This is a genomic window from Pseudoduganella sp. UC29_106, assembly GCF_044055365.1.
GTDB lineage: Bacteria > Pseudomonadota > Gammaproteobacteria > Burkholderiales > Burkholderiaceae_D > Rugamonas.
The window spans coordinates 242562-265803 of record NZ_CP171977.1 but is presented as its reverse complement, the minus strand read 5'-3'; the positions used below and the strand labels follow the sequence as shown (position 1 = coordinate 265803).

Genomic DNA, 23242 nt, shown 5'->3' with positions numbered 1-23242 from the left:
GGCCCGCGATGCGCGCCGCCCTTCTCTCGCTGTTCCTGCTTGCGGCCGGTGCCGCCGCACAGCCGCAATACCCTGCCGGCTTTGGTCCCAATCCTGTACTGCCTGAACCGAAGAAGCAGCTGATCCCCACTGTCAATGTGGCTCCTACCGCGCCGTTCCAGGGCACGGACAAGCCGGTTGCCGCGTCGGGCTTCACCGTTACGGCTTACGCACGCGAACTCGATCATCCGCGCTGGGTCTACGTGCTGCCGAATGGCGACGTGCTGGTGGCCGAAACCAATGCACCGCCCAAGCCGGAGGACGCCAAGGGCATCAAGGGCGCCATCATGAAGCACCAGATGAAGAAGGCGGGCGCCGTGACCAGGTCCGCCAACCGCATCACCCTGCTGCGCGACATGGGTCCCGACGGCGTGGCAAAGACGCGGGAAACCTTCCTGCAAGGCCTGAACTCGCCCTTCGGCATGGTGCTGGTCGATAAGGAATTCTATGTGGCCGACACGGATGCCCTGGTGCGCTTCCCCTACCAGGAAGGCCAGACTTCGATCACGGCCCCCGGCACGAAAGTGATCGACCTGCCGGGCGGTCCGCTCAACCACCACTGGACCAAGTCGCTGACCGCCAGCCCGGACGGGCGCTTCCTCTATGTGACCGTGGGCTCCAACAGCAATGTGGCGGAGAACGGCATCGAGAAAGAGGAAGGCCGTGCGGCCATCTGGGAAGTGGAACGCGCCAGCGGCAAGTCGCGCCTGTTCGCGACGGGCTTGCGCAATGCGAACGGCATGGGCTGGGAACCCACCACAAAAACGCTGTGGACGGTGGTGAACGAGCGCGATGAGCTGGGCAATGATCTCGTGCCCGACTACCTGACCTCGGTGAAGGACGGCGCTTTCTACGGCTGGCCCTACAGCTGGTACGGCCAGCATGTCGATGAGCGCGTGAAGCCGCAGCGGCCGGACATGGTATCGAAGGCCGTGATGCCGGATTATGCGATCGGCTCGCATACCGCCTCGCTGGGCCTGGCCTTCTACGATGGGAAGCTCTTCCCCCAGAGCTACCAGGGCGGCGCCTTCATCGGCCAGCACGGCTCGTGGAACCGCAAACCCTTCTCCGGCTACAAGGTGATCTTCGTGCCCTTCGCCGACGGCAAGCCGTCCGGTCCGCCGATCGATTTCCTGGCTGGCTTCCTGACGCGCGATGGCAAGGCGCAGGGCCGTCCCGTGGGCGTGGCGGTGGACAAGCAAGGCGCGCTGCTGGTGGCCGATGACGTTGGCAATACGGTCTGGCGAGTGACCCCTGTGCAGCGCTGAGAAAGCGCATACAATGCGATTTTGTCACTAGCGAAAGTCTTCACCATGCGCATTCTTCACACGATGCTGCGGGTCGGTAACCTGCAGCGCTCGATCGACTTTTACACCAATGTGCTCGGCATGAAATTGCTGCGCACCAGCGACAATCCGGAGTACAAGTATTCGCTGGCCTTCCTCGGCTATGGCAGTAATCCGGAACACGCGGAGCTGGAGCTGACCTATAACTACGGCGTGGACAGCTATGACCTCGGCAATGCCTACGGGCATATCGCCATTTCGGCCGAGAATATTGTTGCCGCCTGCGAGGCCGTAAAAGCCAACGGCGGCAACGTGACGCGCGAACCGGGCCCGGTCAAAGGCGGCACCACCGTGATCGCCTTCGTCACGGACCCGGACGGGTACAAGATTGAATTGATCGAGCGTTCGCTCGACGCCGGCGGCGCCGGTTTGCGATAACGAAGCGGCGGATCATTGATCCGCCGTGCCTGCTCAGTTGACGAGCAGCGCGTTCACCGGCACCAGATCCTCTTCCTTGAGCGAACCCGCCGCCGACTTCAGGCGCAGGCCGTTCATGATCGTGTCGTAACGCGCTTTGGACAGATCCTTTTGGGTGTTATACAGCTGGCGTTGCGCGTTCAGCACGTCGATATTGATACGCACGCCCACCTGGTAGCCCAGCTTGTTCGATTCCAGCGCCGACTTGCTCGACACTTCCGCCGCTTCCAGCGCCTTCACCTGGGCCAGGCCGCTGTTCACGCTCAGGAAAGCCTGGCGGGCATTTTGCGACGCGGCGCGCTTGGACGCTTCCAGGTCGTTGCGGGCCTTGTCTTCCAGCGAGATCGCTTCGCGCACCTTGCTGGTCACGGCGAAGCCGTTGAAGATCGGCACCGACCAGGTCACGCCGATGGCATTGTTCTTCTGCGTACCGCTGGAGGTAACGCGGTTATGGGACGACGCGGCGACAAGGTCCAGCGTCGGCATATGGCCGGCGCGCTGCTTGCTGATTTCGCGCTTGGCGATTTCCAGGTTCAGGTCCTGCGACACCACGCCATAGTTCTGCGCTTCGGCAGCCGAGATCCACGGATCGATGGAAGCCGGCTGCGGCGGAGCGATCGTCACGCCGGTACGCAGCGTGGCCAGAGCGCCGGGCGCAGTGCCGATGATCTGCTGCAGCGCGGTGCGCTTCACTTCGAGGTCGTTGACGGCGGCGAATTCCTGCGCCACCACGAGGTCGTATGCCGCCTGGGCTTCGTGGGTATCGGTGATGGTCTGGGTGCCCACTTCGAAATTACGCTTGGCGGAAGCCAGCTGCTCGGTGGTCGCTTCCTTCTGCGCACGGGTCACGGCCAGGTTGTCCTGTGCGGTCAGCACGTCGAAGTAAGCCTGCGCCGTGCGCACGATCAGGTCCTGCTGCTGCTGCGCGAAGGTGGCTTCAACCACGGATTGCTGCAGCTTGGACTGCTGGTAGTTTTCCCAGTTCGCCCAGCGGAACAGGGGCTGGGTCAGCTGCACCTGCCACAGGTTGGTGTAATTATCCGTGTTGCGTGCGGTGACCTGCGCCAGCTGGCCGTTGACGACCCCAATATCACCCACGTTGTAGGGCGTGAAGTCGCCATTGTTCTTGGTGTTGGTGCCCGTTGCCGAGATGATCGGCAACAGGCCTGCGCGCCCCTGCGTCGTGCGCTCCTGTCCGGCGGCCAGCGCAGCACGCGCGCTGGCGTAAGTGGCGTCGTTGGCAAGCGCCTGCTTGTACACCTGGATCAGGTCGGCCGCCTGTGCGTTGAGCGTCAGGAAGGCGCTGGACATCAGCACGGCGAGAAGGGGTTTCTGCATTTGCATCTCCGTTGGAGTCGTCAAAAAATTAAAAAATTTTCGGCCTAATACTTCGGCATGGCGGGGTCCACCTGGACCGCCCAGGCGTGAATCCCGCCTGTCAGATTGCTCACCTTGCCGAAGCCGTGGTGTTCGAGGAAAGCCGCCACCTGCAGGCTGCGCGCACCGTGGTGGCAGATGCAGACGATCTGGGCATCCTCATCGAGATCGTCGATGCGGGCCGGAATGGTCTGCATCGGCATCAGGGTCGAGCCTGCGATATGGCAGGTCTCGAACTCCCAGTTCTCGCGCACGTCCAGCAAGAACGGCTTGGCGCGGGCCTCATCGGCCAGCCAGTCAGCCAGTTCCGGAGCGGTTAAGTGCTGCATGGTTCGCTCTTAGAACGTGAAATGCGAAGGCGTGGCAGCGCCGCTGAGCGCTTTCACGTCGGTTTCGAACAGCTTCTTCGTGTCGTAGCCGTGCTCGCCCGTACGGGTGATCAGGTGGGCCGACATCACCGGCGATTCGCCGATGATGGCCAGGATGCGGCCGCCAACCTTCACGTTCTGCAGCAGGGACTCCGGCAGCACCGGCAGCGAACCGGAGACGACGATCGCGTCGAACGGCGCGCCGTTGGTCCAGCCCTGGGACGCATTACCCAGTTCCACGGACACATTGCTGATGCCGTTGGCGGCCAGGTTTTTCTCGGCCATCGCCTTCATTGCCGGCGAAATTTCCACGGCGGTCACGTGGCGGGCGCGGTGCGACAGCAGGGCGGCCAGGTAGCCGGTGCCGGCGCCGACCAGCAGCACGTTTTCATGCTTCTTGGTCTGGATATCCTGTGCGATGCGCGCTTCCAGCTTCGGGGTCAGCATGGACTCGCCATCCGGCAGTGGGATCATCGTGTCGACAAAAGCCAGGTTCTTGTAGGCTTCCGGCACGAAGTTTTCGCGTTTTACGACCAGCAAGAGATCGAGAATGTCCGCATCCAGCACATCCCAGGGACGGATCTGCTGTTCGATCATATTGAAACGGGCTTGTTCGATATTCATCTTTTATGACTCGGTGAGGGATAAATAATCCGTCATTTTATCGTTGAACTGGTCAGGTGGGCATATTAACGATAATGACAACGGATAGCGGGAAATTGCGACAGTCTGCAGTTTTCGGGGATTGAATGCGTCAAAAACGCTGGCCAATGCCTATTTTTGAGGCGCCAGTCCCCGTTTTACCAGCCCGAGGAAGGTTTCCATATAGGCCTTTGGGTCGATCTCCTGCTGATCGCAGGGGAAAAACTTGTGAGACCACATCATCAGCATCATGATCGGCGCGGTGATCACCTGCATCATGACGTAGGGGTCGACCGGGTAGAACTCGCCGCGCGCGATGCCGCGCTCCAGCACTTTCGTGATGAGGGCGCCGCCCCGGACATTGACTTCTTCCTCGTAAAACGCCGCAAGCTCGGGGAAATTGCCGGATTCGGCCATCATCAGCCGCGTCAGGCCCGCCGCGCGGCGGTCGCTGGAGTGGTTCCACCACTTTTCCAGCATAGCGCGCAGCAAGTCTTCGCTGGAAATATCTTCGGCGGCGGCCAGTTCCTCTTCCGCTTCGCCGATCACTTGCACGATGTTGTCGCGCACGACGGCCTTGAACAATTCCTGCTTGTTTTCGAAATACAGGTAGAGAGTGCCCTTGGAGACGCCGGCGGCACGGGCGACATCCTCCAGGCGCGTGGCGGCAAAGCCACGGTCCGTGAACAATTCGAGGGCGGCCGCAAGCAACTCCTGCGGTCGCGCATCCTTGCGGCGCTCCCAGCGGGGCTTGGTTTCATTCGGGGATTGCATAAAAACAGTGGATGGGTAACTTACTTATTGGTCATTAATAGTAGATAACAACTTGAATGCCGTCAAGATTGGACAATACTGATCAGACGGGAGAGAAAATAAAAATGGACAATAAACATTCACTGCAAGTCCTGGCGGTCACGTCCGGGCTGGGGGATCAGCGCATCGCTGAATTGTGGGAAGGGGCTGACTTATATGCCCAGATCCATGCCGGCAGCCAGAATTCGCCCTACTACCGTAAATTGCTGGAAGAGCGGCTCACCGAGCTCGTCCAGCGCGAGGTGGCGCGGCGCGATGGCGACAGGGAAACGCCTTGGGTGATGAGGGATGCCCACCTGGGACTGATCCATGTCAGCTGCGCCGAGTTGCTGAAGGCGTTCGGCAGCAGGGCGAAACGCGTGCTGCACTAGGCAGCCGCGGTGGCGGAGGCAGGACGCGCTTGCGCCCGGTAGCGGGTGCCGGTATCGTCATGCCCTTATGAACACCGCACACCGCTATTCCACACGGCTGGCCTTTCTCGCGGCCGGCCTTGCCATGTCCGCCTGGGCGCCGCTGGTGCCCTTTGCCAAACTACGCCTCGGCCTGGATGAAGCCGACCTCGGCCTGCTGCTGCTTTGCCTGGGCGCTGGATCGATGGTGGCCATGCCGATGACGGGCATGCTGTCGGCGCGCTTCGGCTGCCGGCCGGTGGTGCTGGTTTCCGGAGCCTTGTCCTGCTTGATCCTGCCTGGCCTGGCGCTCGCTCCGACGCCTTTCCTCCTAGGCGCTTGCCTGTTCCTGTTCGGGTCCACACTTGGCACCCTGGACGTGGCGATGAACGTGCAGGCGGTGGTGGTGGAGCGCGAGAGCGGCGAGTCGCTAATGTCCGGCTTCCATGGTCTGTTCAGCGTGGGCGGCTTCATTGGGGCCGGGCTGATGGCGGCCATGCTGTGGATGGGCCTGTCGCCGGCCGGGTCGAGTATCGTTATCTCCGCGCTGGTAGCGCTGTCATTGTGGCTGGCCAGTCCGCACCTGCTGCGCGAGCCCGAAGCCGGCGGCGGTTCCCACTTTGCCGTGCCGCATGGCGCCGTGATCTTCATCGGCGCGCTGTGCTTCCTGTGCTTCCTGGCGGAGGGCGCCATCCTGGACTGGAGCGCCGTGCTGCTCACCGTCGAGCGCGGCATGGACGCGGGGCGCGGCGGCCTGGCCTATGCCGCCTTCGCTATCGCCATGACCGCAGGGCGCCTGACGGGCGACCGCGTGGTGCGCCGCTTGGGCGGCAAGCGTGTGATGCTGCTGGGCGGGCTGTGCTCGGCCATCGGGTTCTTTGCCGCCGTGCTGGCGCCTTCCGCTTCCGTGGCCTTGCTTGGCTTTGTCCTGATCGGCCTGGGGGCTTCGAATATCGTACCGGTGCTGTTCACGGCGGCCGGCAACCAGAAGGCCATGCCGCCCAGCCTGGCGATTGGGGCGATTACGACCATAGGCTACGCCGGGATTTTGTCCGGCCCGGCGATGATCGGCTTCGTGGCCCACGCCATGAGCCTCGACTTCGCCTTCGCCTGCCTCGGCGGCTTCATGCTCCTCATCGCCGCCAGCGCCCGCTGGACCGCCTCGCCGCACCGCTCATAGCCGCGCCAGGATCACGCAGTTCAGCGCGATCGAGATCGCGCTCATGACCAGCGAAACGGTGACCAGGACGTTGAGCCGCGCTAACTTGGCATCCACCTTGGCGAATTTTTCGTCCATCCTCTCGATGAGGTGCGCCTTGAGCTCGTCCATCCTGGCCAGCATGTCGGCCCTGAGCTCGTCCATCCGGTCAAGCATGTCCTTCTTGAGCTCGTCCATCCGGGCGAGCATTTCGGCTTTCAGCACCGCCAGGTCGGCGGGGAGCACGACAGGCTGGGCGAGGCCGGACTCGATGGCTTCGGCGTGCGCTTCGGCGAGATCGGGCGGGACGCCGGCGTCGCGCAGGATCTTGAGGTAGGCGGCTTTGTCGAACTGAAGCGGCATGGTCATCTCTACTTCCTTGTCGGTCGTAGCAATTGGACCATGATAGGCCGCGCAGGTTCCGCGCTTTTGAGGGGAGTCAAGCGCGGCGCGGTATACTTCTATCGGCCCCATGAAAACCGCAACCTGCCGCCCAGAATGCGGCGCCTGCTGCACGGCGCCGTCGATCACCTCGCCTATCCCTGGCATGCCGAACGGCAAGCCGGCTGGCGTGCGCTGCGTGCAGCTGGGGGCGGACAACCGCTGCCTAATTTTTGGGCAGCCCGACCGGCCGGCGTTCTGCGCCGGCTTGCAGCCGTCCGCGGAAATGTGCGGCGAATCGCGCGAGCAGGCGATGGTCTGGCTGACCCAGCTGGAGGAGGCGACGGCGCCCTGAGCCAGCGCAAAAAGCACGGCGCCGATCCGCGCTAATCTGCTGTCGAGTGCCTCGGCAGGGTCGGCTCGTGGTAAGCTTCGTGCCCGCGTAGTCCCGCCGCGTTTCCCCACCGAACACTTACCAAAACCACAATGGACATCATTCTCGCTTTCAAGGCTCTGATCATGGGTCTGGTAGAAGGATTTACCGAGTTCCTGCCGATTTCCTCCACTGGCCACCTGATCCTGGCCGGCAGCCTGCTGGATTTCACGGGTGAAAAGATCAAAGTGTTCGAGATCGCCATCCAGGGCGGCGCGATGATCGCCGTGATCTGGGAATACCACCGCAAATTCATCGAAGTACTGACGGGCATGTTCAACAGCGAACGCGCGCGCCGCTTCGTGATGAACCTGGTGATCGCCTTCATGCCGGCCGCCATCCTCGGCCTGCTGTTCAACAAGATGATCAAGGCCGTGCTGTTCTCGCCGGTTCCGGTGGCCGCGGCCTTCATCGTCGGCGGCCTGATCATCCTGTGGGTGGAAAAACGCGCCAAGAACAATCCGGTCGCCGTGCGCATCCACTCGGTGGACGACATGACCCCGATCGACGCGCTGAAAGTCGGCGCCGCCCAGGCCTTCGCCCTGATCCCCGGCACCAGCCGCTCCGGCGCCACCATCATCGGCGGCATGCTGTTTGGCCTGTCGCGCAAGGCTGCCACCGAATTCTCCTTCTTCCTGGCCGTGCCGACCCTGCTGGCCGCCACCTTCTACTCGCTGTACAAGGAACGCGCCCTGCTGTCGATGGCCGACCTGCCGCTGTTCGGCGTGGGCGGCATCACGGCCTTCGTGTCCGCCTTCCTGTGCGTGCGCTGGCTGCTGCGCTATATCAGCTCGCATGACTTCTCCGCCTTCGCCTGGTACCGCATCGCCTTCGGCCTCGTCATCATCGCCACCTGGCTCACCGGCACCGTGGCCTGGGTCGATTAAGAGTTTTCAATGACATCACAGGACACCAGCTCAAACGCCCTCCACCTGCTCCAGACCGTATTTGGCTACCCGGCCTTCCGCGGCCAGCAGGCGCAGATTGTTGAGCAGGTGGCCAGTGGGGGCGACGCGCTGGTGCTGATGCCCACGGGCGGCGGCAAGTCCCTGTGCTACCAGATCCCCGCCATGCTGCGCGATGGCGTTGGCGTCGTCATCTCGCCGCTGATCGCGCTGATGCAGGACCAGGTGGACGCGCTGGCCGAAGTCGGCGTGAAAGCCGCCTTCCTGAACTCCACGCAGACCTATGAAGAAGCGGCGCGCATCGAACGCCTGGTGCGCACCAACCAGATCGACCTGCTCTACGTGGCGCCCGAGCGCCTGCTGACGCAGCGCTGCTTCGACCTGCTGCAGGATTCCCAGATCGCCCTGTTCGCGATCGACGAGGCGCACTGCGTTTCGCAATGGGGCCACGACTTCCGTCCCGAATACATCCGCCTCTCGGTGCTGCACGAGCACTTCCCGAACATTCCGCGCATCGCGCTGACGGCCACCGCCGACCAGCAGACGCGCGCCGAGATCGTGCATCGCCTGCAGCTGGAGGAAGCGGCGCAATTCGTATCGTCCTTCGACCGGCCGAACATCCGCTACCAAATCGTGGAGAAATCCAACGGCCGCAAGCAGCTGCTGGACTTCATCACCACCGAGCATGGCGGCGACTCGGGCATCGTCTACTGCCTGTCGCGCAAGAAGGTGGAGGAGACGGCCGACTTCCTGAATGAGCATGGCATCCGCGCCCTGGCCTATCACGCCGGCATGGAGCACGCGAAGCGCGCCGGCAACCAGGCCCGCTTCCTGCGCGAGGACAATATCGTCATGGTCGCCACCATCGCCTTCGGCATGGGCATCGACAAGCCGGATGTGCGCTTCGTCTGCCACCTGGACCTGCCCAAGTCCATCGAAGGCTACTACCAGGAGACCGGCCGCGCCGGCCGCGATGGCCTGCCCGCCAGCGCCTGGATGGCCTACGGCCTGCAGGACGTGGTGCTGCAGCGCCGCATGATTGACGAATCGGAAGCGGACGAAAACTTCAAGCGCGTGCTGGGCGCCAAGCTCGATGCGATGCTGGGCCTGTGCGAGACGCTAAGCTGTCGCCGCGTGCGCCTGCTCGAGTATTTCGGCGAGCCGGGCGCGCCCTGCGGGCAATTGCGATACCTGCCTGATACCGCCGGTGTCCTTCGACGGCACAGTGCCGGTGCAGAAGCTGCTGTCCGCTATCTACCGCGTGGACCAGCGCTTCGCCGCCGGCCATGTGATCGACGTGCTGCGCGGCGTGGATTCGGAACGCATCGGCACCTGGCACCACAATTCGCTGTCCGTGTTCGGCATCGGCGCCGACCGCAGCGAACAGGAATGGCGCGCCATCCTGCGCCAGGCGATTGCGCTTGGACTGGTTACGGTGGACCATGAAAACTTCGCTTCGCTGAAGCTGACTGACGCCGCCCGTCCCGTGCTGAAGGGCGAGCAGAAAGTGCAGCTGCGGCAGTACCAGAAGCCCGTCAAGCAGAAACGCAGCGCGGCGCCGAAAGGCTATGTGGAGACAGACCTGAACGCCGACGAACAGGCCATTTTCGACCGCCTGCGCTCCTGGCGCATGGGCGCCGCGCGCGAACACAATGTGCCGGCCTACGTGATCTTCGTCGACGCCACGCTGCGCGAAATCGCCAAGGCCAGGCCAACCTCGCTGGACGACCTGCGCGGCGTCTCGGGCGTGGGCGAAAGAAGCTCGCCTCTTACGGCGACGAAATCGTGCGCCTCATCGCCGGCCTGCAGTAATCATCCCCCGACAATCTGACGGTAGCGTCCCGGCGGGACGCCAGTGGCGTCGCGGAAGCGGTGGCTGAAGTGGCTGAGGTCTGCGTAGCCGCAGGCGTAGGCCACCTGCTGCAGCGGCAGCTCGCCTTTCAGCAGCACGCGGGCACGTTCCAGCCGGCGCGCGGCGATCCAGGCGGAAGGCGGCATGCCAAACGAAACGCGGAACATGCGCGCCAGGTGGAATTCGGACAGGCAAGCCAGCTGCGCCAGGGTGCCGAGGGTGATGTTCCGCTCGAGGTGGGCCTCGATGTAATCGTACAGGCGGCGGCGCACCAGCGGCGCCAGTCCGCCGCGCAAGCGCAGTCCCGGCTTGACCATATGCTGGGAGCGCAGCAGTTCGCTGATCGATTCGTGCGCGATCTCGTTGGCGCGCAGCAGCTGGTCGGGATCACTCCAAGGCTGGTTCAGCAGGTCGGCGCACAGCTGCACCAGGCGCGGATTCTCGAAATAGGTGCGGTCCTGCAGCGTGAGCTCGCGCGGTTCGCGGTCCAGCTCCACCACGGCGCGGCGCGTGAAGTGCTCGGGCATGAAATAAAGATGCATCATGCGCAGACCGCCGCGCACCGTCCAGCGCGACTCGTGCCAGTCCGGCAGGGCGCACAGGCGCTGCGGCGCGCCATAGCTGCCCGGCGCATCGTCGCGGTGCACGCCATAGCCGCCTACCAGATAGCAGGACAGCGTGTGGTGGCCCGGCTGCTCATACGTGGTCTCGGCCATGTCCACTTCGCGCCGCCAGATAGCCGCAGCAAGGCCGTCGCCCAGCCAGGCGAAGCGCTCCAGCTTTGCGTCGGCTTTGGCCATGGTGCGGAACACCGCGTGCGACATGGCGTCCGGCGGCGGCGTGAGGGTGATTTCGGGGTCCATGCGAAAAGTCTAGCACGCAGTCTGCGCCCTCGCCCGGCCGCCGGCCCGCCGCCAGCCGCGGCGGCAGCAAAAAGCGCAAGATCAGACAATCGGCCTCCAATTGCGCAATCCTGGACAACTGCCGCCCCGCGGCGCGCGTCATGCTGGCCGCATGAATACCCTACTCTACTTCCTCACCGTCCTGATCTGGGGTACCACCTGGATCGCCATTAAATTCCAGCTCGGCGTCGTGGCCGCGCCGGTTTCCATCGCCTACCGTTTCTGGATCGCGACCACAATCCTGATGCTCATCCTGCTCGCGCTGCGCAAGCCAGTCTGGCCGCCGCGCGCCGCATGGCGCTATCTGCTGGCGCAGGGCTTCGCCCTGTTCTGCCTGAACTTCCTGTGCTTCTACTATGCCGCCAAGTGGGTGCCGAGCGGACTGGTGGCGGTCGTGTTTTCCACTGCACCGATCTGGAACGCCATCAACGGCCGCATTTTCATGGCGCGTCCCATCCGTCCGCAAGTGATGGGGGGCGCGGCGCTGGGCCTGTGCGGCATCGCCATGCTCTTCCTGCCGCAGATGGCAGGGCACTGGAACGACAATGGCATGCTGCTGGGACTGGGCCTGGCCGTCCTGGGCACGCTGTGCTTCTCGACCGGCAACCTGCTCTCCAGCCGCATGCAGGAGCTGGGCCTGACGCCGCTGCTGACCAATACCTGGGCCATGCTGATTGGCGCAGCGATCCTCACGGTGGGCGCACTGGCGCTGGGCATGCCCTTCAATTTCGATCCCAGCCCGCGCTATGTGATCGGGCTGCTCTACCTCGGCATTCCCGGCTCGGTGATCGGCTTCACGGCTTACCTGCTGCTGGTGGGGCGCATTGGTCCGGACCGCGCGGCATATTGCACGGTGCTGTTCCCCGTCGTGGCGCTGACGGTATCGACCTTCTTTGAGGGGTATCGCTGGAATGCAGCAGCCCTGGGCGGACTGCTGCTGGTGGTGTGCGGGAATCTGCTGGCCTTCCTGCCAGCGCGAGCTTACTTCTTCTCGAAGACCAGGTCCCAGACGCCGTGACCGAGCTTGATGCCGCGGTTCTCGAACTTCGTCAGCGGACGGTAGGAGGGCTGCGGTGCGTAGCCTTCCGCCGTGTTGCGCAGGGCCGGTTCGGCGCTCAGCACTTCCAGCATCTGCACGGCGTACTCTTCCCAGTCGGTCGCGAGGTGGATGTAGCCGCCGGGGGGCGATGTGCTCGCACAGCGTTTTCACGAACGCCGGCTGGATCAGGCGGCGCTTGTTGTGGCGCGCCTTGTGCCACGGGTCGGGGAAGTAGATGTGCACGCCGGCCAGGGACGCAGCCGGGATCATGTCGCGCAGTACTTCCACCGCGTCGTGCTGAATTACACGCAGGTTGCTCAGTTCTTCGTCGCCGATCAGCTTGAGCAGGCTGCCCACGCCGGGCGTGTGCACTTCCACGCCGATGAAGTCCTTCTCGGGCATCAGCTTCGCAATGTGGGCGGTGGTGCCGCCCATGCCGAAACCAATCTCCAGGATCACGGGCGCCTTGCGGCCGAAGGCCTGTTCGAAGTCCAGCGGCGCTTTCGCATAGTCGATCATGTACTTCGGTCCGAGCTCGTTCAGGGCGCGCTCCTGCGCCGTGGACAGCCGGCCCGCGCGGGTCACGAAGCTGCGGATGCGGCGTTCAGTCGGATCGTAGAGCATGGACCGCGCCGGGCCCTTTTCAGGAATTTCGGAGGACATAACAGGACTTGCTGAAAAAACGCGCATTATAACATTCGGCCCTATCGTGTCCGGCCTGCGATAATAGCGGTCTTTCGAACCTTCGCACGTCCGTCCAATGGCCCTCGCCCTCAACCTGATCATCATCGTCCTCGCCCTGGTCTGCCTGGTGCTCCTGCTCAAGACCAGGCCCAAGGCCCAGGAGTGGCAGCCGAAGGGCAAACCGGCCGGCGGCTCCTACACGCCGCTGCCGGAGGGCGAACCGGTGCACCGCTGGTCGGACGAAGGCCGCTTCCAGCTCGAAGTGCTGGGCGAGTCGCGCTACCAGGACACCATCCGCGAACTGGCCGGCGAGCATGGCGACACCAGCGCCAACGCCATCCACCCCGCCCTGCTGCTGCCGGACGATCACAATCCCTATGAAGACAAGGCCGTCGCTGTCTTCCTCAGCGGCCGCATGGTCGGCTACCTGGCGCCGAAGGATGCCATCGCCTTCCGCGAACGCCTGGAGCGGCTGGACCTGTCCGGCAAATTGACGTCCTGCGATGGCGTGGTGCGCGGCGGCGGTATGTATGAGGGCAGGCGGCTGTCCTACTCCGTCAGCCTGGACGTGGACCCTCATTAAAACCCTCGGCCTAAAGCTGGTGTCTGCCACATCGTGGCAGACACCTGGGTTACGCCTCTGGTTTTTTACCCGACAGCAACTCTCGTAGCGTAATAATCACGCTTTATCACAACAGCTAAAAATCACCCGAACACAGGCGTATCATTGCGGTATGCAAGTCAGGAGGCCGCTATGGAACGGGAACGTGCAAAGGCCGGCGACGCCGTCCGGCCTATCGGTTGGCACCGCAAGATGCTGGTGGTGAGGACTACGCCTGGCGCCAGCGGCGCCGCGGAGGACGAAGACTGCCTGTGCCGATGGCATGACCGCGACGGCGTCCACCAGCAAACCTTCAAATCCGGCCAGCTCGAAGTCCTGAACTCCGCCTCCCAGGCCCACAATCCAGCACGCCGAACGCTGCTCTGACCCCAGTTCCACCCCCTCGAAATCTCGCTGCCAGCGAGCTATCCGCTTTTTTGCGTCCAGACGCCAGGAAAAAACGGATAGTGATCGCCAAGTTGTCGGATAGCACCTCTTCCTCCGCCGGTATTTAATGAAGCTGTCTTTGAACACGACAAAGCCGGCACACGGCAGGAGGAGATAAAGCATGAGCACTGCAAAGACCCCAGCGCAATGGCAGGATTTCATCAGCGGCTGCCTGGATTTCCGCCCCACCGAGGGCGTATACCGGATTGCCCGCGAGATGTTCACCGAACCGGAACTGTTCGACATGGAGATGGAATTCATCTTCGAAAAGAACTGGATCTACGCCTGCCATGAGAGCGAGATTCCCAAGCCGAACGATTTCATCACCATGCGCGCGGGTCGCCAGCCGATGATCATCTCGCGCGATGCCACCGGCGCGCTGAATGCGATGGTCAACGCCTGCCAGCACCGTGGCGCGACGCTGACCCGCATGAGCAAGGGCAACCAGGCCGCCTTCACCTGTCCCTTCCACGCCTGGTGCTACAAGAATGACGGCCGCCTGCTCAAGGTGAAGGCGCCGGACGAAATACTGCGAGGATTTCGACAAGAACAAGCGCGGCCTGAAGAAGGCGCGCATCGCCAGCTACAAGGGCTTCGTCTTCATCAGCCTGGATGTCGAAGGCAGCGATACGCTGGAAGAATACCTGGGCGACGCCCGGGCCTTCTTCGACATGGTGGTCGCCCAGTCGCCAACAGGCGAACTGGAAGTCCTGCCGGGCAAATCCACCTACACCTACGAGGGCAACTGGAAGCTGCAGAACGAAAACGGCCTGGACGGCTATCACGTCAGCACGGTGCACTACAACTACGTCGCCACCGTGCGGCAACGCCAGACCGTCAACGCGCAAAAGGGTGACGCAGGCAGCGGCACCCTCGACTACAGCAAGCTCGGCGCCGGAGATAGCGAAACCGACGATGGCTGGTTCTCGTTCAGGAATGGCCACAGCGTGCTGTTCAGCGATATGCCCAATCCAGCCGTGCGCCCCGGTTACGCCACGGTGATGCCGCGCCTGGTCGAAGAACACGGGCAGAACAAGGCCGAATGGATGATGCACCGCCTGCGCAACCTGAACATCTATCCCAGCATGTTCTTCATGGACCAGATCAGTTCGCAGCTGCGCATCGTGCGTCCCGTGGCATGGAACAAGACCGAAATCATCAGCCAATGCATCGGCGTCAAGGGCGAATCGGACCAGGACCGCGTCAGCCGCATCCGCCAGTTCGAAGACTTCTTCAATGTGTCCGGCATGGGCACGCCGGATGACCTGGTGGAATTCCGCGAAGCCCAGCGCGGTTTCCAGGCCCGCCTGGAGCGCTGGAACGATATCTCGCGCGGCCACCACAAATGGCTGGAAGGCGCCACGCCGAACAGCAAGCTGCTCGGCATCCGGCCAGTCCTGACGGGCACCGAACTGACCCACGAAGGCCTGTACGTCAACCAGCACGGCGCCTGGCGCGACAGCCTGCTCAAGGGGCTGCAGCAAAAAACGGCCGAGGAGATCTGAACCATGAACCAGCTGCAGCAATCCATTGAACAGTTTCTCTATCGCAAGTCCGAGCTGTGCGACGCGCAGGACTGGGATGCCTATCTCGCCCTCTTCGACGAGCAATGCGAGTTCCACGTTCCCCAATGGGATTCGGAACATGAGTACACCACGGACCCACGGCGCGGCATGTCGTTGATCTACTACGACAACCGCACCGGCCTGGAAGACCGCGTGTTTCGCCTGCGCACCGGCAAGTCGGCCGCGTCTACGCCGCTGCCGCGCACCATGCACCAGATCAGCAATGTGCGCATCGCCGAGCAGGCTGACGGCCAGCTGGAGGTGAAGGCCAACTGGGCCACTTTCTACAGCCGTCTGGGCAGCGCCGAGCACTTCTTCGGCCGCGCCACCTATCACCTGCGCTGGGACGGCGGCAACTGGCGTATCACGCGCAAGCACGTGCTGCTCCTGAACGACAAGATCAACTCGGTGCTCGACTTCTATCATCTGTAAGACAGGTCGGCTATGCTTGAATCAAGCGGAGGATGGCCAATGAACGAGAGCAAGCCAAGCGATGTCGACTACCTGGGTATCCAGGCGCTGCGCAACGACCTGGACGGGGCGCGCGACTGGATGGCCGGCATTTGCGGTCCGCACGAACTGGAAGTGTCCCGGCCGCAGCGCCTGCACTTCCAGCATTCGGGCAATGTGCTGCGGGCAATGGCCACCACGCTTGGCTATGTCGAGTACGGCACTGACGTCACTGTGCAGATCCAGGAAGGCAATCCGCTTAACTGCTATAGCGTCAGCCTGCCGCTGGTCGGCGAGCAGGAACTGGCCAAGTCGAACGTGCTGCTGGTTTCCGATCCCGGCATGGGACTGGTGCTGTCGCCGCATGAAAGGCAGGCGCTTACCATCGCCGGCAATTGCCGCAAGATCCTGGTCGCGATTCCGCGCCCGGCGCTGCGCAAGGTGCTGGAAAGCCTGCTGCAGCGTCCACTGGACGCTCCCCTCAGCTTCCAGCCCGGCATGGACGCGATGAACGGCGACCAGGCCGCCTGGTGGCGCATGGTCAAATACCTGCTGAGCGAGATGGAACGCACGGGCAAGCTGTTCAGCCACCTGTACATGGCGAGCGACCTGGAACACGCGCTGCTGAAGGGGCTGCTGCTGTCCCAGCCCCATAACTACTCGGAAGAGCTGGCTGCAATGATGGCGCCCAGCTGCCCGCACTACCTGCTGAAAGCACGCCAGTTCATCCACGACCACGCTGCGGACGACCTCCGTCTGGAAGACATCGAGCAAGTGGCCAGCGTTTCGAGGGTCAAGCTGTACGAGGGATTCAAGCGCCACTTCGGCCAGGCGCCGATGGCCTACCTGAAGCAATACCGTCTGGAAGCTGTGCGGCGCGACCTGCTGGCCGACCGCGCGGAACTCAATATTTCGGCGATCGCCATGCGCTGGGGCTTCACCCACCTCGGCCGCTTTTCCAGCGACTACAAAAAGCTGTTCGGCGAAGCGCCCTCGCAAACCCTGCAGCGCTTCACGCGCCGCTAGCAGAATGGGGAATATGGAGCGGGTGAAGGGAATCGAACCCTCGTATGAAGCTTGGGAAGCTGCCGTTCTACCATTGAACTACACCCGCGTAGGCGCATTCTATGCGGCTTTTCTGTGCCGTTGACAAGATCGCAAAGCCGTTTCAATCAAGCGGGACGCTTTCGGAGCTTCCTGCTTTCCTTCGCGGATGACGATTGGCTCAAGGGGCAGGGGTTGCCGGCAAAAGTCGAAGACGCCGCGCGAATCGCCATCGCGTACTGGCTGATTTCAGAGGCAGACGGCGCCAGCGGCACCTTTCTGTTGCCGGATCAGGCGTCACTCAGATGGCAAGAGCGGCTGGAGCCGGTGCTGCATTGATGGAACCGGCGCGCGTCACGGGCGCGTCAGATAATGCGGAACACGGTGATCGCACCAGGCCCCGAACATGATGCGTTGAATCGTGTCCTCGTGAACACGCTGGTTGCGCAGGTAGCGTATGGCAAAGGATGATCCATGGCTGCCCTTAAGGTTAATCGCGTGGTCGATCGCAGCGGTTTTCGTGCTCTGCGTTCGCCTGTTGGAAGTGCTGGTCATTGGGCGCCTCACTTGAATTGCTTGCGTACTGACACAGTACCACTTTGTTGATCCGGGCTTATTTTCCGTACGCGGTATATTTTTTGTGCGCCGCACAAAAAACTGTGTTACACTGCGTTCAGCGGTGGAGTTCTCGAGTGCTCCACCTTGTAGCACCACATACATTGGTCATGGGTTGGCACCTTGCAGATAGCACTGGCTGGCCCCTCCCGCACCGCGCAGATAGCACGGGCCGGAGCAGCGATTGAAGCATTGGCATTACATTGAAATGAAGCCCGCACTGCGGGCTTTTTTTTCGCCCCTCCCCACTCTGCAATCGCAAAGGAAATCCCGTGGCAAAAGAAGAATTGATTGAAATGAACGGCCAGGTCGTCGAGATCCTGCCGGACCAGCGCTTTCGTGTTGATCTGGACAATGGCCACAAGCTGATCGCCTACACAGCCGGCCGGATGAAAAAGAACTTCATCCGCATCCTCGCCGGCGACAAAGTGACGCTCGAACTCTCCCCATATGACCTGAGCAAAGGGCGCATCGTGTTCCGGCACCTTGAAAAGCGCAGCACCGGTGGCGCACCACCGCATCGCCGGCGGTAAGCGCCAGGCGATTTATAAGCTCTCTTTCACGTGAGGTATTCCGACCTCATCGTAAATCTCATAGATCACCGCCAGCATGTTGACTAGTTCTTCTGACTTGTCCAGATTGCGCACGCTGAACATCACGGGGGAAATGGCCTGGCGGTCGGCCAGGGTGCGGTAGAACACGTCCTTGCGCTTCATGCCCTGCACGCTCTCGGGCACCACGGACACGCCTTCGCCGGCCGCCACCAGTCCGAGAGCGATCTGCAGTTCGCGCACTTCCAGCACATTGCGCGGCTGAATGCCGTGCGCCCGGAACACCTCCAGGACCTGGTCGGCGAAACTGGGACGGGGCGCTTTCGGATACACCAGCAGCACATCGTTCTGCAGGTCCAGCAGCCGTATGGGCTCGTCGGAGTCGCTCAGCGCGTGGCCGATCGGCAGCGCCACAATCAGGCGCTCCTCGCGCAGCACGATGCGGCGCACGCTGGCGTCTTCCGCCTTCACGCGCCCGAAGCCGACGTCAATGCGGCCCTCCTTCAGGGCCTTGATCTGCTCCATCGTGGTCATCTCGTGGAAGCTCACCTGCACATGCGTGTAGCGGGTGCGGAAGCGGCGCACGATTTCGGGCAGCAGGCCGTATAGGGTGGAAGCGACAAAGCCGATCGACAGGGTCCGCTCCACTTTTCCCACACGCTGCGTCATCGTCTTCAGCGCCCCCACCTTTTCCAGCAGCTCGCTGGCGTGAGCCTGGAAGAATTCACCGGCCTCCGTCAGCTTCAGAGGACGCGAGCCTTTCTCGATCAAGTCCACCCCAAGCTCCTCCTCCAGCTGCTGGATTTGCCGGCTCAGGGGCGGCTGCGCAATGAACAGGCGCTTGGCCGCGCGCGTGAAATTTTTCTCTTCGGCAACGGCCACAAAATAGCGCAGATGACGTAGCTCCACGGAAACTCCCCTCCATACCTATCAGGTATTGAATCATACCAACTCAGTGTTGGACTGCACCAGGATACAGGCCTATCTTGTCCATATCCGCACACCACTATATGCCACGAGTATGATCCAGAATATCGAAGTGATGCTGGCCAGCGTGCCCACCATCCGTCCCCACAAGCTCTCGGTAGCCACCATGAGCACCCAAACCCTGGTCCTGGTGCGCGTGCGTTGCGCCGACGGCATCGAAGGCTGGGGTGAAGCCACCACCATCGGCGGCCTGAATTACGGCGAAGAGAGCCCCGAGAGCATCAAGACCAATATCGACACTTACATCGCCCCGCTGATCGTCGGCATGGAAGCGAGCGAAGTAGCGAAGGCCATGGCGAAAGTGCGCCACGTCATCCAGGGCAACCGTTTCGCCAAATGCGCGATCGAAACCGCCCTGCTGGACGCGCAAGCGCGCCGCCTCGGCATCCCGCTCAGCGAACTGCTGGGCGGCCGCGTGCGCGACGAACTGCCCGTGGCCTGGACCCTGGCCAGCGGCGACACCACCAAGGACATCGCCGAAGCCGAAAAGATGCTGGACATGCGGCGCCACCGCATCTTCAAGCTGAAGATCGGCCTGCGCGCCGTGGAAGACGACGTGGCCCACGTGATCGCCATCAAGAAGGCCGTCGGCGACCGCGCCAGCGTGCGCGTGGACGTGAACCAGGCCTGGAACGAACAGGAGGCAATGCGCGCCATCGCCGCCCTGCAGGACGGCGGCGTGGACCTGATCGAACAGCCGGTGCGCGCCGAGAACAAGGCCGCCATGGCGCGCCTGGCCGCCGCCTTCGCCGTGCCCATCATGGCCGACGAAGCGCTGCACGGCCCGCAGGATGCCTACACGATGGCCACCGCATCGGCGGCCGACGTATTCGCCGTGAAGATCACCCAGTCCGGCGGCCTGCTGCCGGCAGCGCAGGTGGCAGCGGTGGCCCAACTGGCGGGCGTGGGCCTGTACGGCGGCACGATGCTGGAAGGGGGCGTGGGCACGGCGGCATCGGCCCACCTGTTCTCCACCTTCAGCAGCCTCGCTTACGGCACCGAGCTGTTTGGCCCGCTGCTGCTGACGGAAGAAGTGCTGCAGGAGCCGCTGGTCTACAAGAACTTCATGCTGCAGGTGCCGCGCAAGCCCGGCATCGGCGTCGACATCGATATCGAAAAAGTACAGCGCCTGCAGGCGCGATAAGGAGAAACCACCATGCTGTTCCATGTACGTATGAACGTGAACCTGCCCCCCTCCATGCCGGAGCAGCAGGCCACGGACCTGAAGCTCCGCGAAAAGGAGCTGGCGCAGGAGCTGCAACGCAGCGGCAAATGGCGCCACTTGTGGCGCATCGCCGGGCAGTACGCCAACTACAGCGTGTTCGACGTGGAAAGCGTCGACGAGCTGCACAACCTGCTGATGTCGCTGCCGCTGTTCCCTTACATGGCCATCGAGGTAGCCCCGCTGTGCCGCCACCCATCATCCATCCGCGACGACGATCGCTAATCGCCAAACTATAGAGGAGACTTTGTCATGACTCATACTGAAATCGACGCACTGGTCAAACACTGGATCGTGGACTCCGCGACCCGCCCCGCCAATCCGCGCGTGCAGGAAATCGTGCTGCGCCTGATGGGGGACCTGTGCAAGGCGATCGAGGACCTGGATATCCAGCCGAGCGAAGTATGGAAAGGCCTGGAGTACCTGACCTTCACCGGTTCGCGCAATGAATTCGGCCTGCTGGCGCCGGGCATCGGCCTGGAACGCTTCCTGGACATCCGCGCCGACGAAGCCGAAGCGAAAGCCGGCCTGACCGGCGGCACACCGCGCACCATTGAAGGCCCGCTGTATGTGGCCGGCGCACCGGAGTCCGTGGGTTATGCACGCCTGGACGACGGCACCGAAAGCGAACAGGCCGAAGTGCTGTTCATGCAGGGCACCGTGTTCGATGCGAAGGGCAAGCCGCTGCCGAACGCCAAGGTCGAAGTGTGGCACGCCAACCTGATGGGCAACTACTCCTTCTTCGACAAGAGCCAGTCCGCCTTCAACCTGCGCCGCTCCATCATCACCGACGAACAGGGCCGCTACCGCTTCCGCAGCATCATGCCGAAGGGTTATGCCTGCCCGCCGGACGGCGCCACCCAGCAGCTGCTGGACCAGCTGGGCCGCCACGGCAACCGCCCGGCGCACATCCATTTCTTTGTCACCGCAGCCGATCACCGCAAGCTGACCACCCAGATCAATATCGACGGCGATGAATACTTGTGGGACGACTTTGCCTTCGCCAGCCGCGAAGGCCTGGTGCCGGCAGTGAAGCGCACCGGCGGCGCCGAAGCGCATGCGTCCATCGACTTCGACTTCCACCTGCTGCAGGAAGTTGCCGCCGCCCCGTCGGCGGAAGTCCAGCGCGTGCGCGCCGCAGCTTAAGCAAGGAGAAACACAAATGCAAACCCTGGATGATTTCCTCGTTGAAGACAAGGCAAAGGGCGACTACCGCCTGAACCGCGCCGCTTTCACGGACCCGGAACTGTTCGAGCTGGAGATGAAGCACATCTTCGAAGGCAACTGGATCTACCTGGCACACGAGAGTCAGATCCCGAACAATAACGATTACTACACCACGTATATGGGCCGGCAGCCTGTCTTCATCGCTCGCAATCGCCAGGGTGAGCTGAACGCCTTCATCAATGCCTGCAGCCACCGCGGCGCACAGCTGTGCCGCCACAAGCGCGGCAACAAGGCCACTTACACCTGCCCCTTCCACGGCTGGACCTTCAACAACAACGGCAAGCTGCTGAAGGTAAAGGACCCCGAGGAAGCAGGCTATCCCGAGTGCTTCAACAAGGAAGGCTCGCACGACCTGAAGAAAAGTGGCGCGCTTCGAAAGCTACAAGGGCTTCCTGTTCGGCAGCCTGAATCCGGATGTCGTGCCGCTGAGCGAATTCCTGGGCGAAGCCGGCAAGATCATCGACATGATCGTCAACCAGTCGCCGGAAGGGCTGGAAGTGCTGCGCGGCTCGTCCACCTACACTTTCAACGGCAACTGGAAGCTGCAGGCTGAAAACGGTGCGGACGGCTACCACGTCTCCGCCGTTCACTGGAACTACGCCGCGACCACCAACCACCGCAAGGAAGCCGAGGCCGGGGACAATATCCGCGCCATGGATGCGGGCAAGTGGGGCAAGCAGGGCGGCGGCTTCTACGCCTTCGAGAACGGCCATATGCTGCTGTGGACCAAGTGGGCCAATCCGGAAGACCGTCCCAACTACCCGCGCCGCGAGGAATTTGCCGAGCAGTTCGGCGGCCCGATGGCGGACTGGATGATCGAGCGTTCGCGCAACCTGTGCCTGTATCCGAACGTCTACCTGATGGACCAGTTCGGGTCGCAGATCCGCGTGCTGCGCCCTATCTCGGTTGACAAGACGGAAACCACGATCTACTGCATCGCGCCGAAAGGCGAATCGGCCGAAGCGCGCGCCCGCCGCATCCGCCAGTACGAAGACTTCTTCAACGTCAGCGGCATGGCCACGCCGGACGACCTGGAAGAATTCCGCGCCTGCCAGGCCGGCTACGCCGGTTCCGCCATGCAGTGGAACGATATGTGCCGCGGCTCCGAGCACTGGATCGATGGCGCCGACGCCGCCGCCGAAGAAATCGGCTTGAAGCCGGTGATGAGCGGCGTGAAGACGGAAGACGAAGGCTTGTATACGGTGCAGCACCGCTACTGGCTGAAAGTGATCACGGAAGCCAAGGAGTCCGCAGAATGAATATCGAAGAAATCCGCGCCTTCCTGTACCGCGAAGCCCGCCTGCTGGACGACGAGCAGTGGGACGAATGGCTGGAATGCTATGCCCAAAGCGTCCGCTTCTGGATGCCTGCCTGGGACGATGACGACAAGCTGATCACCGACCCGGAACGCGAAATCTCGCTGATCTTCTATCCGAACCGCCAGGGCCTGGAAGACCGCATCTTCCGCATCAAGACCGAGCGCTCCAGCGCCACGATGCCGGATACGCGCACCAGCCATAACGTCAGCAACGTCGAAGTGGTGGGCCGCGAAGGCGACACCGTGACCGTGCGCTTCAACTGGCACACGCTGAGCCACCGCTACAAGACGGACTTCAGCTACTTCGGCATGTCGCGCTACATCATTGATCACAGCGGCGGGAAGCCGCGCATCCTGGACAAGTACGTCGTGCTGAAGAACGACTACATCAACCAGGTGATCGACATTTATCACATCTGAGAGGCACGCC

The 23242-nt window shown here is 62.7% G+C and carries 25 protein-coding genes, 1 tRNA gene and 4 pseudogenes; 20 read left to right on the top strand and 10 right to left on the bottom strand.

Annotated elements, in window-relative coordinates; genetic code table 11:
- Positions 1 to 8 precede the first annotated feature (8 nt).
- Both ACHMW6_RS01625 and gloA read left to right on the top strand, forming a co-directional pair.
- Positions 9 to 1307 carry a PQQ-dependent sugar dehydrogenase gene (locus ACHMW6_RS01625; RefSeq protein ID WP_395405000.1) on the top strand — a complete coding sequence of 433 codons (1299 nt, stop codon included), beginning with the start codon at positions 9 to 11 and terminating at the stop codon, positions 1305 to 1307.
- Positions 1308 to 1352: 45 nt separating this feature from the next.
- Positions 1353 to 1763: a lactoylglutathione lyase gene (gene gloA, locus ACHMW6_RS01620; protein WP_395404998.1), complete on the top strand. Its 411-nt coding sequence runs from the start codon at positions 1353 to 1355 to the stop codon at positions 1761 to 1763.
- A gap of 33 nt (positions 1764 to 1796) precedes the next feature.
- On the opposite strand, the gene ACHMW6_RS01615 is transcribed toward gloA, so the two are convergent.
- The 4 genes from ACHMW6_RS01615 to ACHMW6_RS01600 form a co-directional block, all read right to left on the bottom strand.
- Positions 1797 to 3140, bottom strand: coding sequence for a TolC family outer membrane protein (locus tag ACHMW6_RS01615; RefSeq protein WP_395404996.1), 1344 nt, complete (start codon positions 3138 to 3140; stop codon positions 1797 to 1799).
- 44 nt (positions 3141 to 3184) lie between these two features.
- Positions 3185 to 3508, bottom strand: coding sequence for a rhodanese-like domain-containing protein (locus ACHMW6_RS01610; protein WP_395404994.1), 324 nt, complete (start codon positions 3506 to 3508; stop codon positions 3185 to 3187).
- Between the two features lie 9 nt (positions 3509 to 3517).
- A complete protein-coding gene (locus ACHMW6_RS01605; protein WP_395404992.1) occupies positions 3518 to 4171 on the bottom strand; it encodes a protein-L-isoaspartate O-methyltransferase in 654 nt (217 codons plus the stop codon).
- A gap of 150 nt (positions 4172 to 4321) precedes the next feature.
- The gene (locus ACHMW6_RS01600; RefSeq protein ID WP_395404990.1) at positions 4322 to 4963 is read right to left on the bottom strand and encodes a TetR/AcrR family transcriptional regulator; all 642 of its coding nucleotides are present in this window, start codon (positions 4961 to 4963) and stop codon (positions 4322 to 4324) included.
- A gap of 104 nt (positions 4964 to 5067) precedes the next feature.
- On the opposite strand from ACHMW6_RS01600, the gene ACHMW6_RS01595 reads away from it, so the two are divergent.
- Positions 5068 to 5373, top strand: a complete 306-nt coding sequence (locus tag ACHMW6_RS01595) for a hypothetical protein (RefSeq protein WP_395404988.1) — start codon at positions 5068 to 5070, stop codon at positions 5371 to 5373.
- Between the two features lie 67 nt (positions 5374 to 5440).
- Entirely contained in the window at positions 5441 to 6571 is a 1131-nt protein-coding gene (locus ACHMW6_RS01590) for an MFS transporter (protein WP_395404986.1), read from the top strand.
- Here ACHMW6_RS01590 and ACHMW6_RS01585 read toward each other — a convergent pair.
- Positions 6566 to 6958, bottom strand: coding sequence for a hypothetical protein (locus tag ACHMW6_RS01585; protein WP_395404984.1), 393 nt, complete (start codon positions 6956 to 6958; stop codon positions 6566 to 6568). The genes ACHMW6_RS01590 and ACHMW6_RS01585 overlap by 6 nt on opposite strands.
- A 103-nt stretch (positions 6959 to 7061) precedes the next feature.
- Between ACHMW6_RS01585 and ACHMW6_RS01580 the strand changes: the two genes are divergently transcribed.
- From ACHMW6_RS01580 to recQ, 3 genes and pseudogenes are all read left to right on the top strand, one after another.
- Positions 7062 to 7325: a YkgJ family cysteine cluster protein gene (locus tag ACHMW6_RS01580; RefSeq protein ID WP_395404982.1), complete on the top strand. Its 264-nt coding sequence runs from the start codon at positions 7062 to 7064 to the stop codon at positions 7323 to 7325.
- A 131-nt stretch (positions 7326 to 7456) separates the two neighbouring features.
- On the top strand, positions 7457 to 8290 hold the full coding sequence (locus ACHMW6_RS01575) for an undecaprenyl-diphosphate phosphatase (RefSeq protein ID WP_395404980.1): 834 nt from the start codon (positions 7457 to 7459) through the stop codon (positions 8288 to 8290).
- Between the two features lie 9 nt (positions 8291 to 8299).
- Positions 8300 to 10120: pseudogene (gene recQ, locus ACHMW6_RS01570) on the top strand (DNA helicase RecQ).
- Here the strand turns inward: recQ and ACHMW6_RS01565 are convergent.
- The gene (locus tag ACHMW6_RS01565) at positions 10121 to 11023 is read right to left on the bottom strand and encodes a helix-turn-helix domain-containing protein (RefSeq protein ID WP_395404978.1); all 903 of its coding nucleotides are present in this window, start codon (positions 11021 to 11023) and stop codon (positions 10121 to 10123) included.
- A 151-nt stretch (positions 11024 to 11174) separates the two neighbouring features.
- Here ACHMW6_RS01565 and ACHMW6_RS01560 point away from each other — a divergent pair, with 151 nt between their 5' ends.
- The gene (locus ACHMW6_RS01560; RefSeq protein WP_395404976.1) at positions 11175 to 12080 is read left to right on the top strand and encodes a DMT family transporter; all 906 of its coding nucleotides are present in this window, start codon (positions 11175 to 11177) and stop codon (positions 12078 to 12080) included.
- Here the strand turns inward: ACHMW6_RS01560 and trmB are convergent.
- Positions 12044 to 12725: pseudogene (trmB, locus tag ACHMW6_RS01555) on the bottom strand (tRNA (guanosine(46)-N7)-methyltransferase TrmB). The gene ACHMW6_RS01560 and the pseudogene trmB sit on opposite strands and share 37 nt — an antisense overlap.
- 136 nt (positions 12726 to 12861) lie before the next feature.
- Between trmB and ACHMW6_RS01550 the strand changes: the two are divergent.
- The 5 genes and pseudogenes from ACHMW6_RS01550 to ACHMW6_RS01530 all read left to right on the top strand — a co-directional run bounded on the left by ACHMW6_RS01550 (position 12862) and on the right by ACHMW6_RS01530 (position 16874).
- Positions 12862 to 13368 (top strand): hypothetical protein, encoded by a 507-nt coding sequence (locus tag ACHMW6_RS01550; RefSeq protein ID WP_395404974.1) that lies wholly within the window; start codon positions 12862 to 12864, stop codon positions 13366 to 13368.
- Positions 13369 to 13539: 171 nt separating this feature from the next.
- Positions 13540 to 13773, top strand: coding sequence for a hypothetical protein (locus tag ACHMW6_RS01545; protein WP_395404972.1), 234 nt, complete (start codon positions 13540 to 13542; stop codon positions 13771 to 13773).
- A 181-nt stretch (positions 13774 to 13954) separates the two neighbouring features.
- A pseudogene (antA, locus tag ACHMW6_RS01540) lies at positions 13955 to 15338 on the top strand (anthranilate 1,2-dioxygenase large subunit).
- A 3-nt stretch (positions 15339 to 15341) separates the two neighbouring features.
- A complete protein-coding gene (antB, locus tag ACHMW6_RS01535) occupies positions 15342 to 15830 on the top strand; it encodes an anthranilate 1,2-dioxygenase small subunit (protein ID WP_395404970.1) in 489 nt (162 codons plus the stop codon).
- 39 nt (positions 15831 to 15869) lie between these two features.
- The gene (locus ACHMW6_RS01530; RefSeq protein ID WP_395404968.1) at positions 15870 to 16874 is read left to right on the top strand and encodes an AraC family transcriptional regulator; all 1005 of its coding nucleotides are present in this window, start codon (positions 15870 to 15872) and stop codon (positions 16872 to 16874) included.
- 14 nt (positions 16875 to 16888) lie between these two features.
- Here the strand turns inward: ACHMW6_RS01530 and ACHMW6_RS01525 are convergent.
- Positions 16889 to 16962 (bottom strand) — tRNA-Gly (locus tag ACHMW6_RS01525).
- A gap of 125 nt (positions 16963 to 17087) precedes the next feature.
- On the opposite strand from ACHMW6_RS01525, the gene ACHMW6_RS01520 reads away from it, so the two are divergent.
- Positions 17088 to 17231: a hypothetical protein gene (locus tag ACHMW6_RS01520; protein WP_395404966.1), complete on the top strand. Its 144-nt coding sequence runs from the start codon at positions 17088 to 17090 to the stop codon at positions 17229 to 17231.
- Between the two features lie 15 nt (positions 17232 to 17246).
- Here ACHMW6_RS01520 and ACHMW6_RS01515 read toward each other — a convergent pair whose 3' ends face one another.
- Positions 17247 to 17447, bottom strand: coding sequence for a hypothetical protein (locus ACHMW6_RS01515; protein ID WP_395404965.1), 201 nt, complete (start codon positions 17445 to 17447; stop codon positions 17247 to 17249).
- Positions 17448 to 17779: 332 nt separating this feature from the next.
- Between ACHMW6_RS01515 and infA the strand changes: the two genes are divergently transcribed.
- Positions 17780 to 18040 carry a translation initiation factor IF-1 gene (infA, locus tag ACHMW6_RS01510; RefSeq protein ID WP_395404963.1) on the top strand — a complete coding sequence of 87 codons (261 nt, stop codon included), beginning with the start codon at positions 17780 to 17782 and terminating at the stop codon, positions 18038 to 18040.
- 12 nt (positions 18041 to 18052) lie between these two features.
- On the opposite strand, the gene ACHMW6_RS01505 is transcribed toward infA, so the two are convergent.
- The gene (locus ACHMW6_RS01505; protein WP_395404961.1) at positions 18053 to 18967 is read right to left on the bottom strand and encodes a LysR family transcriptional regulator; all 915 of its coding nucleotides are present in this window, start codon (positions 18965 to 18967) and stop codon (positions 18053 to 18055) included.
- 112 nt (positions 18968 to 19079) lie between these two features.
- Here ACHMW6_RS01505 and ACHMW6_RS01500 point away from each other — a divergent pair, with 112 nt between their 5' ends.
- From ACHMW6_RS01500 to benB, 5 genes and pseudogenes are all read left to right on the top strand, one after another.
- The gene (locus ACHMW6_RS01500; protein WP_395404959.1) at positions 19080 to 20189 is read left to right on the top strand and encodes a muconate/chloromuconate family cycloisomerase; all 1110 of its coding nucleotides are present in this window, start codon (positions 19080 to 19082) and stop codon (positions 20187 to 20189) included.
- Between the two features lie 12 nt (positions 20190 to 20201).
- Positions 20202 to 20492, top strand: coding sequence for a muconolactone Delta-isomerase (gene catC, locus ACHMW6_RS01495; protein WP_395404957.1), 291 nt, complete (start codon positions 20202 to 20204; stop codon positions 20490 to 20492).
- 27 nt (positions 20493 to 20519) lie between these two features.
- Complete coding sequence (catA, locus tag ACHMW6_RS01490) at positions 20520 to 21413, top strand: catechol 1,2-dioxygenase (protein ID WP_395404956.1); 894 nt, start codon at positions 20520 to 20522, stop codon at positions 21411 to 21413.
- A gap of 16 nt (positions 21414 to 21429) precedes the next feature.
- Positions 21430 to 22753: pseudogene (gene benA / locus ACHMW6_RS01485) on the top strand (benzoate 1,2-dioxygenase large subunit).
- On the top strand, positions 22750 to 23232 hold the full coding sequence (gene benB, locus ACHMW6_RS01480; protein ID WP_395404954.1) for a benzoate 1,2-dioxygenase small subunit: 483 nt from the start codon (positions 22750 to 22752) through the stop codon (positions 23230 to 23232). Before benA ends, benB begins: the two are co-directional and overlap by 4 nt.
- The last annotated feature ends 10 nt before the right edge of the window (positions 23233 to 23242 follow it).

Excerpts from the sequence above, each read along its gene's own strand:
- catC (WP_395404957.1), top strand. The coding sequence starts at position 20,202 with ATGCTGTTCCATGTACGTATGAACGTGAACCTGCCCCCCTCCATGCCG.
- ACHMW6_RS01625 (WP_395405000.1), top strand. The coding sequence starts at position 9 with ATGCGCGCCGCCCTTCTCTCGCTGTTCCTGCTTGCGGCCGGTGCCGCC.
- ACHMW6_RS01500 (WP_395404959.1), top strand. The coding sequence starts at position 19,080 with ATGATCCAGAATATCGAAGTGATGCTGGCCAGCGTGCCCACCATCCGT.
- ACHMW6_RS01590 (WP_395404986.1), top strand. The coding sequence starts at position 5,441 with ATGAACACCGCACACCGCTATTCCACACGGCTGGCCTTTCTCGCGGCC.
- ACHMW6_RS01580 (WP_395404982.1), top strand. The coding sequence starts at position 7,062 with ATGAAAACCGCAACCTGCCGCCCAGAATGCGGCGCCTGCTGCACGGCG.
- ACHMW6_RS01515 (WP_395404965.1), bottom strand. The coding sequence starts at position 17,447 with ATGACCAGCACTTCCAACAGGCGAACGCAGAGCACGAAAACCGCTGCG.
- ACHMW6_RS01575 (WP_395404980.1), top strand. The coding sequence starts at position 7,457 with ATGGACATCATTCTCGCTTTCAAGGCTCTGATCATGGGTCTGGTAGAA.
- gloA (WP_395404998.1), top strand. The coding sequence starts at position 1,353 with ATGCGCATTCTTCACACGATGCTGCGGGTCGGTAACCTGCAGCGCTCG.
- antB (WP_395404970.1), top strand. The coding sequence starts at position 15,342 with ATGAACCAGCTGCAGCAATCCATTGAACAGTTTCTCTATCGCAAGTCC.
- ACHMW6_RS01615 (WP_395404996.1), bottom strand. The coding sequence starts at position 3,140 with ATGCAGAAACCCCTTCTCGCCGTGCTGATGTCCAGCGCCTTCCTGACG.
- ACHMW6_RS01545 (WP_395404972.1), top strand. The coding sequence starts at position 13,540 with ATGGAACGGGAACGTGCAAAGGCCGGCGACGCCGTCCGGCCTATCGGT.
- ACHMW6_RS01595 (WP_395404988.1), top strand. The coding sequence starts at position 5,068 with ATGGACAATAAACATTCACTGCAAGTCCTGGCGGTCACGTCCGGGCTG.
- catA (WP_395404956.1), top strand. The coding sequence starts at position 20,520 with ATGACTCATACTGAAATCGACGCACTGGTCAAACACTGGATCGTGGAC.
- ACHMW6_RS01560 (WP_395404976.1), top strand. The coding sequence starts at position 11,175 with ATGAATACCCTACTCTACTTCCTCACCGTCCTGATCTGGGGTACCACC.
- ACHMW6_RS01610 (WP_395404994.1), bottom strand. The coding sequence starts at position 3,508 with ATGCAGCACTTAACCGCTCCGGAACTGGCTGACTGGCTGGCCGATGAG.
- ACHMW6_RS01530 (WP_395404968.1), top strand. The coding sequence starts at position 15,870 with ATGAACGAGAGCAAGCCAAGCGATGTCGACTACCTGGGTATCCAGGCG.
- ACHMW6_RS01565 (WP_395404978.1), bottom strand. The coding sequence starts at position 11,023 with ATGGACCCCGAAATCACCCTCACGCCGCCGCCGGACGCCATGTCGCAC.
- ACHMW6_RS01550 (WP_395404974.1), top strand. The coding sequence starts at position 12,862 with ATGGCCCTCGCCCTCAACCTGATCATCATCGTCCTCGCCCTGGTCTGC.
- benB (WP_395404954.1), top strand. The coding sequence starts at position 22,750 with ATGAATATCGAAGAAATCCGCGCCTTCCTGTACCGCGAAGCCCGCCTG.
- ACHMW6_RS01600 (WP_395404990.1), bottom strand. The coding sequence starts at position 4,963 with ATGCAATCCCCGAATGAAACCAAGCCCCGCTGGGAGCGCCGCAAGGAT.
- ACHMW6_RS01585 (WP_395404984.1), bottom strand. The coding sequence starts at position 6,958 with ATGACCATGCCGCTTCAGTTCGACAAAGCCGCCTACCTCAAGATCCTG.
- ACHMW6_RS01605 (WP_395404992.1), bottom strand. The coding sequence starts at position 4,171 with ATGAATATCGAACAAGCCCGTTTCAATATGATCGAACAGCAGATCCGT.